Here is an 11360-nt window from a genome sequence, read left to right on the forward strand (position 1 = left end):
TCGCAGCAGGTCCGCCCGGCGGACCGGGTCGTACTCCACCTCGGGACGGTCGACGGGCAGGCCGGGGCCTGCCTGCGCGTCGGCCTCCTCGTCGCGTGCTCCGAAACCGCTCACGCGGCGGCCCTCCGTCGGTCGTCGGCACCGCCCCTCCGGGTGCCGTCACGGAGCACAACGAGCGACTGCTCCACTCGATCCGGGCATCGTGCTCGAATGGCCGACATCAACCCGAGTGAGGTACGTCTCCGCGCACGACGCTGCGTGATCGACTGGGCCAACCGGCGGAAGAACGCCAGGTGAGAGCCTCGCGCCTAGTGACCGTCGGTCACTCCATCGCGCCGGGCCGCCTCGGCGACGGCCGCGGCGACCTCGGGCGCGACCCGCGGGTCGAAGGGGCTCGGCACGATCCGGTCGACGCCGAGGTCGTCCGTGGCGACCGAGAAGATCGCCTCCGCCGCGGCCAGCTTCATCGACTCGGTGATCCGGCGGGCGCCCACGTCGAGCGCGCCGCGGAACACGCCGGGGAAGGCGAGCACGTTGTTGATCTGGTTCGGGAAGTCGCTGCGCCCGGTGGCGACGACGGCGGCGTGCCGGGCCGCGACGTCCGGGTGCACCTCCGGGTCCGGGTTGGACAGTGCGAACACGAAGCCCGCGGGGGCCATCGTGGCCAGCAGCTCCTCCGGCAGGGTGGCGCTGGAGAGGCCGACGAACACGTCCGCACCCCGGAGCGCCTCGGCGATGCCGCCGCGGACGCCGCGCGGGTTCGTCTCGGCCGCGAGCGCCCCCTTCTCCCCGCCCCGGGCGCGGTAGATGATGCCCCGCGAGTCCAGCACGACGACGTCGGACGCCCCGGCCGCCAGCAGGATCCGCGCGCAGGCGACGCCCGCCGCCCCGGCCCCGGAGATGACGACCTTGAGGCTGCGCAGGTCGCGCGCGGTGGCCGCGCAGGCCCCTTTCACCGCGGCGAGCAGGACGATCGCGGTGCCGTGCTGGTCGTCGTGCATGACCGGGCAGTCCAGGGCCTCGACGAGCTTGCGCTCCAGCTCGAAGCAGCGCGGCGCCGAGACGTCCTCCAGGTTGACCGCGCCGAAGCTCGGCCGCAGCCGCACGAGGGTCTCGACGATCTCGTCGACGTCCGTGGTGTCCAGCACCAGGGGGATCGAGTCGAGCCCGCCGAACGTCTTGAACAGCGCGGACTTGCCCTCCATGACGGGCAGCGACGCACGCGGGCCGATGTCGCCCAGGCCGAGGACGGCGGTGCCGTCGCTGACCACGGCGACCAGCCGGTCGGTCCAGGTGTAGCGGCGGGCCAGCGCGGGCTCGGCGGCGATCGCGCGGCTGACCTCCGCCACCCCGGGGGTGTAAGCGATGGCCAGGTCGCGGGCGTCCCGCAGCGGGGTGGACAGGCCGATGCTGAGCTTGCCGCCCTCGTGCGACGCGAAGATCTCGGCTCGGGTGGGCTGCGGCTCGGTCGTGGACAGCGTGCGCTCCGGGGAGACGGTCACAGGGGACTCCGAAGGTTCGGGTGCGGGGACGGGAGCACAGGGCTCCCACGCGTCGTGCACCTTCGGGCGGGGTCTCGCCGGGCCGGTGCCGGACGGCCACTCGCGAGCCGACCGCGGGTCGCGGCGGGCACCGAGTACGGCAGTCGGGTACTGGCCGACGACGGTACCTCAGAGTCGGCGTGGGCGGGGCCACAACCGGCGGGTGACGACGGCCACCACCGCCGCGGGCCCCAGGGTGCGGGAGTCCGTGGAGCCGAAGGGGTTGTCGCCCTCCACCCACCACCGTGCGCCCTCGGCGCGCACCGCCCGTTTCACCGAGAGCTGCTCCGGCCGCGCCGACCATCGGACCAGCACCACGTCACCCGGTCGGGGGTGCCGGCCGAACCGGACCAGGACCACGTCGCCGTCGGCGAGGGTGGTGGACATGGACGGACCTCGCACCGTGACCCGTCGCCACCCGGTCGTTGACGCGTCCATCACTCTCCTCTCGCCGTGCTCGGGCAGCCGGGCCCGGAGTAGGGTCGGCCCTGCCAGAACGATCACCACCAGGGAGGACCAGATGCGGCTGTCCCGCATTCTCCGCCCGCGGCTGGAGGCCACCGCACACTGCGACCTCCCCTGCGGCGTGTACGACCCGGCCCAGGCGCGCATCGAGGCCGAGTCGGTCAAGGCCATCCAGGAGAAGTACCAGGGCAACGAGGACGCCTCGTTCCGCTCCCGGGCCATCGAGATCAAGGAGCAGCGCTCCGACCTCGTGAAGCACCACCTGTGGGTGCTCTGGACCGACTACTTCAAGCCGCCGCACTTCGAGAAGTACCCGGAGCTGCACGAGCTGTTCAACAAGGCCACCAAGGCCGCGGGTGCTGCAGGCACCAAGGGCTCGAACGACCCGGCCACGGGCCAGGAGCTGCTGGACTACATCGCCCAGATCGACAAGATCTTCTGGGAGACCAAGCAGGCTGCCTGATCAGGGCGCTGAAAGCGGCGCTGACCAGCGGGGATAGCTCCTCGTGGGTCAGCGTCGCTTTTCGTTGTTAGGTGGTATCTGACGGCCCGGCGACGGCCCAGACGGCCCACAGACGGCCCAAGAACGATCTTGAGAGCCCTCCCTCCGCACCGCCGAGGTCGTGCACACTGCGGGCATGACATCGGCCCGCTCCGCGCTTGACGCCGTCGTCGACGAGCTGCTCGCGAAGCCGGTCCGCACCTCCGAGGTGAGCACGCAAGCGCCCGCGGCGTCAGGCCTCTACGCCTGGTGGGCATCGCCGCTCGTCTTGCCCGAGCTGATCGGCCCCGCGCACCCCACAGAGTCGGACCTTCGGCTGCTCTATGTGGGGCTCGCGACGAAGCTCCGCTCCCGACTCGCTTCGAACCACCTACGCCGCAGCGGTAGCTCTACGCTCCGCCGCACGCTGGCAGGGCTCCTGTTGGACGAGCAGGTCTACCAGACTTGCTGGACCGACCGGGTCGTGCTCATTGAACAGGACGAAGCCCGGCTCACCGAGTGGATGGGGGCCAACCTCCGCGTCTCCTGGTGCGGCCACCCAGCACCGCGCGACGTGGAGGGCGACATCATCCGGCTCTTGCGGCCGCCCCTGAACGTGGATCAGGCCGAAGGACCGACAGTTCAGGTCATCAAGGCAGCCCGCCGGCGCTATCGCGAGAGCGCCGGACCTCGCCCCTGAGCCATCTCGATGCGAACTACCCGCGAGGAAAGATCACGGCCCTGACCAGCCGCTGACGCTTTAGCTCAGGTCGGGCACAGACAGCACGGCTGCTGTACTTCGCTGCTGTACGGAAGCACTCCCCTGCCCGCGGAGTGCCATCCCGTCGACCTGCTGCAAGCCGACCGCACGGACGTCCGTGGGCGGCCCTCGATGCCACCGCCGGCCGACCTACGCCAGCTCCGCCCACGGGCTTCCGTGCGGTAGCCCTCCGGGAGGTCGTCGGGATGGCACGGGCCACCATCCTGGAGATCTGCCCGCCCGGCGAGGGCAACTACGCCGTTTACGTAAGCCTACGTGACCGTCATGGACGCTAGACCTGGGTATAGTCGGTGTGGTCCTGGATGGTCCGATACTCCGCTTCGCCCACGAAGTGGCACCACGGAAGCTGCGAGTTCGGAAACCGAAGCCGCCGGGCCCCCGACCATGTTGCAAGCTCGATGTGCCCAAGCTTGCGATCGACGACAGTCTCCACAGCTGGCAGAAGGTCCGTGTCCGAAGAGAACAAGATGGCCGCGTCGTAGCCGTTTGACATACCCATCGCCACCAGGTCGATGGCCAGGGCCACGTCGATGCCCTTCTCGGAGGCTGGGGTCGCAGGCCAGTCGCGTGGGTAACGGAGAGACCTGCGAATCACTGTGACGAGGCCACTCCGCTCCCAGTCCGACGTCTGACGGTCATTGGCTGCGGCTGCAGTGGCCTGATGAGCAGGTGCGGGCCGTCCGCGATAGATCCGCACACCGGCTAACACTGATGGACGGCGGCGACGGGAGACGAGGAGCTGCGCCAGCCGAAGTGGATCAACGTGACCTTCCGCTGGATGCACGTTGATCGGATGAAACTGGCGGCGAGCCCATCCGTGCAGGTTCTGGTAGTCCATGAAGACCACGACCCGGTCGGGCTTCCCCTGACCGGCAGCACCACTGGGGAGCGCCGACACTGCAGCTACCTCTCAGGAAATAAAAATTCCCCGCCAGTCCCGGAGGACGACGGGGAGGAATGACTAGAACTTACAAACTTCGCCAGCCAACGTCAAGTCATGGGCAGTACGCTCGACCAGCATCAGCACCGCTGGTCGAGCGTACTGCCGGGCGCAAGGCCTTGACCAGCGAATTCAGCCCCACTGGCAGCTCACCGGTGTTCGACAGCACCCGACCCAACGCCCACGACCCGATCTACGCAGCCACGGTGTGGTCCCATGGGCCCCTCGGGAGGCGATCGCCTCGTCTGATCGACCAGCCAAGCCGGAGTAGCGAGACCACTGTCGGGAGTTCTCACGGCCCGGAGGCGTCGGGCTCCGCGAACCGTCCGGCCGCTGCCGACCCTGTCTCCGCACGGCCCGGTAGACCGCGGCGAAGGAGGCGGCGAAGCCCCGGGCGCGGGCGACCGCGGCCAACCGCTCGTCGGGGTCCACGCCGAAGCATCGGGCTCGTCACCCTCGCCATCGCCCGTGGCGGCCAGCGCGCACGGCTCCGGCGAGCGGGTCACTCGGGCCTCCCCACCCTGCCGGTGACGACGGCGATGTCGGCCACCTGCTCCTCGCCGGCGAGCCCGGACGAGGCGGCGGTGGCCGACGTCGTCGAAGCAGCCCTGGTGGGCAGCCTGACGACCGTTCCCGAAGATCGCGGTCGAGGGCGGCGAGGCGCTCGGGGTGCGGCGGAGCGCCTCGACCCCGCCGTCCTGGTACAGCTCCGCGGGCCATTAGAGCGGTATCTCCCGCACCAGATCGTGGAAGGCGCACTTCCCTGCCCCGTTGGCCGGCGTCGTGCGCCCGCCGTCCGTCCAGCGGCCGCGGTCCCGCGACCGGACCACGTCGGCGAGTACGCCGGTGAACGTCCGTCTTCGGGAGTCGGCGCCGATCACGACCCCGTCCTCGGTGATCAGCCGACGCCAGGCGGTGCGGCCGGGCCCGACGAGCAGCTCGGCGGGGACCGGGCCGAAGCCGGGCAGCTCCACCGGGAGCGGGCCGTCCGCGCTCACCAGGGCCTCGATCGGGACCAGGACCTGCACCTCCACGCCGACCACCGGCGCGGCGACGGCGGCACCGGTGAGGCGCTCGACCAGGGTGTCGGCCATGACCTGGCCGCGGGTGCGGGTGACCGGCTCGGGGGAGACCCAGTGCTCGGTGACCGCCTTGCGGAGCGCGGCGTAGCAGGCGATCCCCTGCTCGGCGGGCAGATATGCCCGGAGCACCGCCATCCCGTCCCCGGCGGGACCGATCGTGACGTGCCGGTCGCGGCGGGCGGCACGAGCGCGTTCGGCGAACTTCTCCGGCGCGACCTCCACGACGATCGTCCGGGCCAGGTCCGCGATCCGCCTCGGTCCGAGGGAGGGCAGGTCGTGGGCGGCGAGCCGCCGGTCGACCTGCTGCACCGTGTCCTGCTCGGCGGCGATCTGCCCCAGCCGCGCCTCCACCTCACGGCGAGCGAAGGCACGGACGGACTCCGCGATCTCCGCGTCGATGCGGTTGCGCAGCGCGACGAGCTCCTCGACCCGGGCCGGCTCGACGCCGGCGGTCTCGACCGGTGGCGCGAGGGCGGTGGCGGACATGGGTCCACGAGCACCGGCCGCATCCCGGCCGACCCTGGACCCCCCGGAATGCCCACGCTCCGATGGTTGTTCGTTCAACCGTGAAGAAGATCGGATTCCTGTCCTTCGGACACTGGTCGGACTCGCCGCACTCGGCGGTGCGGTCGGCCGCGGACACCCTGCTGCAGTCGATCGAGCTCGCGGTGGCCGCCGAGGAGGTGGGCGCGGACGGTGCGTACTTCCGCGTCCACCACTTCGCGCAGCAGCTCGCCTCGCCGTTCCCGCTGCTCGCCGCGGCCGGCGCCAAGACCAGCCGGATCGAGCTGGGCACCGGCGTCATCGACATGCGCTACGAGAACCCGCTCTACATGGCCGAGGACGCGGGCGCCGCGGACCTGATCTCCGGCGGCAGGCTGCAGCTCGGCATCAGCCGGGGCAGCCCCGAGCAGGTCATCGACGGGTTCCGGTACTTCGGGTACCAGCCCTATTCGGACGACCCCGCCGGGGCGGAGCTGGCGCGCGAGCACACGGCGAAGTTCCTGGAGGCGCTCTCCGGCGAGGGCTTCGCGAAGCCCAACCCCCGCCCGATGTTCCCCAACCCGCCCGGCCTGCTGCGCGTCGAGCCGCACGCCCCGGGCCTGCGGGACCGGATCTGGTGGGGCGCGGGATCCCGCGCGACGGCGGAGTGGACGGCCGAGCAGGGCATGAACCTGATGAGCTCGACCCTGCTCACCGAGGACACCGGCGTGCCGTTCCACCAGCTCCAGGCCGAGCAGATCCAGCGGTACCGGGACGCGTGGACGGCCGCCGGACACGAGCGCGAGCCCCGGGTGTCGGTGAGCCGCAGCATCTTCCCGATCGTCAGCGACCTGGACAAGCAGCTGTTCTGGCAGCAGCGCGGCAGCACCGACCAGGTGGGCTTCATCGACGGCGGCACCGCCCGCTTCGGCAAGACCTACGCGGGCGAGCCGGACAAGCTGATCGCGGAGCTGGCTGAGGACGAGGCGATCGCCGCCGCGGACACGCTGCTCCTCACGGTTCCCAACCAGCTGGGCGTCGACTACAACGCCCACGTGGTCGAGAGCGTGATCAAGTACCTGGCCCCGGAGCTGGGTTGGCGCTGAGCCCGCGGTCCGTCGTGCGGTCGAGCACCACCCTGGTCCCCCGCCTCCCGGCGGGCCCGGTGGTCCAGGCGGTGGTGGGAGCCGTCTTCACCCACCGCCACCGCCGCCTCGCACAGTGGTTCGGCACGCCCTGACCGACCGCCGGTCGGGCTGTGTGGCGAGCCACGCCCCCTCCACGGAGGCGACTCCGGTGTCTCGACATGCGGCCCGCGCCCGCTTGTCCCGTGTCCAGAGGCGGGCTCCTGGGAACAGTGCACCGGATCCGAGCAGGTGGACGCTGACAGCACGGAGGCCCTTGCGGCGTCGGCGGCGGTGCGGAGCAGCGCGCACCTGATCGGGCCCGCGGCCAGGACCGTGCGCAGCTGCACATCGGGTGATGCTCACTTCGTCGCCACGCGGACGCCGATGAGTCCGAGGCGCTCACCGGGTCGAACCGGCATGCCCACCGCACACATCGCCCGTCGCATGGTCGAGCTCCTCGAGCCGATCTGTCTGGTGACCTACTTCGCCGACGAGGCCCACGAGGAGCTGGCGGCGCTCGGCCACCGCACCTACTGGGACGGCTACTTCGCGAGCCGCGCCTTCCCGCTGGGACGGGTGCCTGCGCAGGTCGTGCACGCGGCCTTCTACAGCTTCGCCGAGGGCGAGGCGGCCCGACACATCCCGAGCGCCTGGGAGACCGTCCCGCCCGAGGTCTCGTTCGACGCGTGGCGACGGGGCAGTGCGGCCTCCGTGCGACGGACCCTCGGCGCGGAGCTCGCCGACTCCCCCGGCCTGGCGCGTGCCGCCGACCTGACCACCAGGGCCGCGACGAGCGCGCCCACGAACGGTCGCGTGCTCTACGCCGGGTGGCGCAGCCTCCCGGTGCCCAGCGACCCGGTCACCCGGCTGTGGCACTCCGCGACCATGCTGCGCGAGCACCGCGGGGACGGGCACGTCGCGGCGCTCGTCGGAGCGCGGATCGGCGGCACGGAGGCCCACGTGCTCTCCGCGATCGACTACGGCATCCACCCGCCGGAGTCCTTCGGCCGCATCCACCACCTGCCGAAGGAGCGGCTGGCCGAGGTCATGGCCGGACTGCGCGAGCGCGGGCTCGTCGACGCCGACGGCCGCTTCACCGACGCCGGCCGGGAGACCAAGCAGCGCATCGAGGCCCTCACCGACGAGCTCGCCGCCCCGCCGTACGCGGCCCTCTCCGCCGCCGAGCTCGCCGAGCTGGTCGCCGAGCTCGAGCCCCTCACCGCGAGGCTGGTGGCCGCAGGCTCGCGGTAGCCGGGCCGTCCGACCGACTCCCACCGTCGAGAGGTGCCCTACCCGCGGGCGCCGGACGGAGCCGACCCAGGTCGTACGCTCCGGGGCTGTGACCGAGCCCGCCTACCTGGCCGCCACGAGACACGGGTACGACGCCATCGCCGAGAGCTGCGCAGCGCCCTACCGCGCCGCCCTCGACGACGCTCCGCTCGACCGGGCACTGCTCGCCGGGTTCGCCGAGACGGTGCGGCGCGAGCACGCCGACCCGGTCACGCTCGAGGTGGGCAGCGGCCACGGCGGGACCGCCGCCTTCCTCGCGACGCACGGCCTGGACGTCAGCGGGATCGACCTGTCCGCGGCGATGGTCGACTTCGCCCGTCGCACGTTCCCGCAGATCGCCTTCCGGGTCGGCGCGATGCACGCGCTCGACCTCGCGGACGCGAGCCTGGCCGCGCTGGTCTCCTGGTACTCGCTGATCCACGTCCCGGCAGGCGACCGCCCCGCCGTCGTCGCCGAGTTCCGACGGGTGCTGCGGCCCGGCGGCTACCTGCTGCTCGGCTTCCAGGTCGGCGACGACACCCGCCACGTCGACGAGGCCTACGGACACGCGGTGGCGCTGGACTTCCACCGGCTCGACCCCGACACCCTCGCCGCGACGCTCGACACGGCCGGGTTCGACTTGGTCGCCCGCTTCGTCCGGGTGCCCGAGCCCCGACACACCGCGGCCCCGATCCCGCAGGGCGTCCTGGTCGGACGGGTGCGCGGCCAGGACGCCGCCGGCGATCCTCGGCCGTAGCGGGCAGGCCCGAGCTCCCCAGCGGACTCAGCGCTCCGTCCGCGCGTAGCGCACCGTGCAGAGCGGGACGAACACCAGCAGCAGGACCGCCGCCCAGGCCAGTGAGCCGAGGACCGGGTACTCCAGGGGCAGGGCGCCGTTGGTCGGGGCGGTGGGGTTGCCGAGCAGAGTGCGGACCGCCGCGCTGAAGGTGCTGAACGGGTTCCAGTCGGCGAGCGTCCGCAGCCAGGCGGGCATCCCCGCCGTCGGGACGAAGATGTTGGACAGCATCGCGAACGGGAAGACGAGCACCGCGAGCTGCGACGCCGTGTCCTCCCGACCGATGACGAGGCCGAGGTACATGCCGATCCACGTGGCGGCGAACTGGACGGCGACCAGGATGCCGAGCGCGCCCAGCGCGGGCCCGATCCCGGTGTGGATCCGCCATCCGACGGCGAGGCCGCAGAGCGCCATCAGGAGCAGGCACAGCACCCCGTAGACGGCGGTGGCGGCCGCCTGCCCGAACGGGATCGCCGCGCGGCTGATCGGCAGCGACCGGAAGCGGTCGACGGAGCCGCGACCGGCGTCTCGCGCCATGCTCACCATCGACGGGATCGGGTTGAACGCGATGACGACGAACAGCCCGGGCACGAGGTACTCGCGGTAGTCGCCCGAGCCGGGGACCGCGATGGCCGGGCCGAAGACGAACCCGAAGACCAGCACCAGGACCACGGGCGCACCGAGGGTCAGCGCGATCCCGGCCGGGTCGTGGCGGAGTTTCGTGAGGATGCGGGTGGCGGCGGCGGCGCCGTCGGTGAGCGGGAGGGTGCTCATGCCGCTGCCCCCGTGAGCTGCAGGAAGACCTCGTCGAGGGTGGGACGGCGGAGCGCCACGTCCCGCACCACCACTCCCGCCGCGTCCAGGTGGCGGACGACGGCAGGCAGTGTGAGCGCGCCGTCGAGCGTCGCCGCGCTGACCCGCCTCCGATCGGGATCCACCTCCGGTTCGGAGCCCGCCAGCGCTCCGAGCGCCCGGGCCGCCGCGGCGACGTCCTCCACCTCGACGTCGATCCGCACGCCGACCGTCGCCTTGAGGTCCGCGGGCGACCCGGTCGCGACCGACCTTCCGCGATCGACGATCACGACCTGGTCGGCGAGATGATCGGCCTCCTCCAGGTACTGGGTCGTCAGCAGCACGGTGGTGCCCCCGGCGACGAGCTCGCGGACCGTCGCCCAGATCTCGGTCCGGCTGCGCGGGTCGAGTCCGGTCGTCGGCTCGTCGAGCAGCAGGACCGGGCGGACGACGACGAAGCTGGCCACCAGGTCCAGCCGCCTGCGCATGCCCCCCGACCAGGTCTTCACCAGGCGGTCCGCCGCCTCGGCCAGGTCGAACCGGTCGAGCAGCTCCGTCGCCCGCGCCCGGGCGCCGCGCCGGCCGAGATGGAGCATCCGACCGAGGATCTGCAGGTTCTCGCGACCGGTCAGGTCGTCGTCGACCGCGGCGTGCTGCCCCGCGAGACCGATCGACCGCCGCACCTCGCCGGGCTGCTCGACGACGTCGTGGCCGAGCACGCGGGCCCGGCCCGCGTCCGGCGTCACGAGGGTCGAGAGGACCCGGATCGCGGTGGTCTTGCCCGCCCCGTTGGGGCCGAGGACGGCACAGACCGTGCCGGCCGCGATCTCGAGATCGAGACCGTCGAGGGCATGGACCGAACCGTAGGCCTTGACCAGGCCCTCGACCGAGACGACGGGATCGTGTGTCATCGCCACTCCTTCTGTGAACACTGTGCGCAGTAGTCAGCGTACTAGACTGCGCACACTGCACGCAGAGAGGAGAGTCCGTGCCGGGCAGCATCTGGCTCCGGCGGGAGCGGAGCGGTCGCGGGCCCACCCCCGAACACGGGCGGGACGAGATCACCGCGGCCGCCATCGCGCTGGCCGACGCCGGCGGTCTCGACGCGGTGTCGATGCGGAAGGTCGCCGCGGCGATCGGCGCGGGCGCGACGTCGCTCTACCGGTACGTCGAGAACCGCGACGAGCTGCTGGAGCTCATGCTCGACGCGGCCACCGGCGAGCTCGACCTGTCCCGCCCGCCCACCGGCGACTGGCGGCCCGATCTCGACGCCCTCGCCCGCGACCTCCGTGAGGTCTACCGCCGCCATCCCTGGCTGGTCGACCTCCTGGACGGGCGCACGCCCCTCACCCCCCACGGCGTGGCCTACCTGGAGTACGCCCTGTCGATCCTGGCGGAGGTGGACGCCCCCACCGGCGCGAAGATGGAAGCCGTGGCCATGCTCAACGGGACGGTCGCGATGCTCGTCCGCCTGGAGGTCTCCGCAGGTCAGACCACGCAGGAGTGGCAGGCGAGGCAGGTCGAGTTCCTCGGCGCGGTGGTCGCGGAGGGCAGGCACCCGCACCTGGCCGCCGCGTTCGCGGCACCGTCGGCGGCCGACGGC

At 72.2% G+C, this 11360-nt stretch carries 13 protein-coding genes; 7 read left to right on the top strand and 6 right to left on the bottom strand.

All coding sequences use genetic code 11. The annotated features are described in order from the left end of the window. Positions 1-308 precede the first annotated feature (308 nt). Both H5J29_RS08680 and H5J29_RS08685 read right to left on the bottom strand, forming a co-directional pair. Positions 309-1502, bottom strand: coding sequence for an NAD(P)-dependent malic enzyme (locus H5J29_RS08680; protein WP_181780402.1), 1194 nt, complete (start codon positions 1500-1502; stop codon positions 309-311). A 168-nt stretch (positions 1503-1670) separates the two neighbouring features. After that, complete coding sequence (locus H5J29_RS08685; protein ID WP_181780403.1) at positions 1671-1979, bottom strand: S26 family signal peptidase; 309 nt, start codon at positions 1977-1979, stop codon at positions 1671-1673. A gap of 82 nt (positions 1980-2061) precedes the next feature. On the opposite strand from H5J29_RS08685, the gene sodN reads away from it, so the two are divergent. Continuing rightward, the gene (gene sodN, locus H5J29_RS08690) at positions 2062-2469 is read left to right on the top strand and encodes a superoxide dismutase, Ni (RefSeq protein ID WP_181780404.1); all 408 of its coding nucleotides are present in this window, start codon (positions 2062-2064) and stop codon (positions 2467-2469) included. Positions 2470-2644: 175 nt separating this feature from the next. Beyond that, a complete protein-coding gene (locus H5J29_RS08695) occupies positions 2645-3187 on the top strand; it encodes a GIY-YIG nuclease family protein (RefSeq protein WP_181780405.1) in 543 nt (180 codons plus the stop codon). A gap of 352 nt (positions 3188-3539) precedes the next feature. On the opposite strand, the gene H5J29_RS08700 is transcribed toward H5J29_RS08695, so the two are convergent. Both H5J29_RS08700 and H5J29_RS08705 read right to left on the bottom strand, forming a co-directional pair. After that, positions 3540-4166, bottom strand: a complete 627-nt coding sequence (locus H5J29_RS08700) for an NYN domain-containing protein (RefSeq protein ID WP_312858120.1) — start codon at positions 4164-4166, stop codon at positions 3540-3542. Positions 4167-4927: 761 nt separating this feature from the next. After that, positions 4928-5776, bottom strand: coding sequence for a DUF222 domain-containing protein (locus H5J29_RS08705; protein ID WP_181780407.1), 849 nt, complete (start codon positions 5774-5776; stop codon positions 4928-4930). 80 nt (positions 5777-5856) lie between these two features. On the opposite strand from H5J29_RS08705, the gene H5J29_RS08710 reads away from it, so the two are divergent. The 4 genes from H5J29_RS08710 (at position 5857) to H5J29_RS08720 (ending at position 8926) form a co-directional block, all read left to right on the top strand. Next, positions 5857-6879 carry an LLM class flavin-dependent oxidoreductase gene (locus H5J29_RS08710; protein ID WP_181780408.1) on the top strand — a complete coding sequence of 341 codons (1023 nt, stop codon included), beginning with the start codon at positions 5857-5859 and terminating at the stop codon, positions 6877-6879. Between the two features lie 14 nt (positions 6880-6893). Further along, positions 6894-7013 (top strand): Rv1443c family protein, encoded by a 120-nt coding sequence (locus H5J29_RS36710; RefSeq protein ID WP_512700111.1) that lies wholly within the window; start codon positions 6894-6896, stop codon positions 7011-7013. Positions 7014-7344: 331 nt separating this feature from the next. Further along, positions 7345-8151, top strand: a complete 807-nt coding sequence (locus H5J29_RS08715; RefSeq protein WP_181780409.1) for an SCO6745 family protein — start codon at positions 7345-7347, stop codon at positions 8149-8151. An 88-nt stretch (positions 8152-8239) separates the two neighbouring features. Next, the gene (locus tag H5J29_RS08720; RefSeq protein ID WP_181780410.1) at positions 8240-8926 is read left to right on the top strand and encodes a class I SAM-dependent methyltransferase; all 687 of its coding nucleotides are present in this window, start codon (positions 8240-8242) and stop codon (positions 8924-8926) included. A gap of 27 nt (positions 8927-8953) precedes the next feature. On the opposite strand, the gene H5J29_RS08725 is transcribed toward H5J29_RS08720, so the two are convergent. Then, a complete protein-coding gene (locus H5J29_RS08725) occupies positions 8954-9739 on the bottom strand; it encodes an ABC transporter permease (protein WP_181780411.1) in 786 nt (261 codons plus the stop codon). After that, a complete protein-coding gene (locus tag H5J29_RS08730; protein ID WP_181780412.1) occupies positions 9736-10668 on the bottom strand; it encodes an ATP-binding cassette domain-containing protein in 933 nt (310 codons plus the stop codon). Before H5J29_RS08730 ends, H5J29_RS08725 begins: the two co-directional genes overlap by 4 nt. Positions 10669-10745: 77 nt before the next feature. On the opposite strand from H5J29_RS08730, the gene H5J29_RS08735 reads away from it, so the two are divergent. Next, a partial coding sequence (locus H5J29_RS08735) for a TetR/AcrR family transcriptional regulator (protein WP_181780413.1) occupies positions 10746-11360 on the top strand: 615 nt, incomplete at its 3' end.

The organism is Pseudonocardia pini, assembly GCF_013870575.1.
GTDB lineage: Bacteria > Actinomycetota > Actinomycetes > Mycobacteriales > Pseudonocardiaceae > Pseudonocardia > Pseudonocardia pini.

Coding starts and splice junctions, on each gene's coding strand:
- sodN (WP_181780404.1), top strand. CDS start 2,062: ATGCGGCTGTCCCGCATTCTCCGCCCGCGGCTGGAGGCCACCGCACAC.
- H5J29_RS08730 (WP_181780412.1), bottom strand. CDS start 10,668: ATGACACACGATCCCGTCGTCTCGGTCGAGGGCCTGGTCAAGGCCTAC.
- H5J29_RS08685 (WP_181780403.1), bottom strand. CDS start 1,979: ATGGACGCGTCAACGACCGGGTGGCGACGGGTCACGGTGCGAGGTCCG.
- H5J29_RS08715 (WP_181780409.1), top strand. CDS start 7,345: ATGGTCGAGCTCCTCGAGCCGATCTGTCTGGTGACCTACTTCGCCGAC.
- H5J29_RS08705 (WP_181780407.1), bottom strand. CDS start 5,776: ATGTCCGCCACCGCCCTCGCGCCACCGGTCGAGACCGCCGGCGTCGAG.
- H5J29_RS08725 (WP_181780411.1), bottom strand. CDS start 9,739: ATGAGCACCCTCCCGCTCACCGACGGCGCCGCCGCCGCCACCCGCATC.
- H5J29_RS08695 (WP_181780405.1), top strand. CDS start 2,645: ATGACATCGGCCCGCTCCGCGCTTGACGCCGTCGTCGACGAGCTGCTC.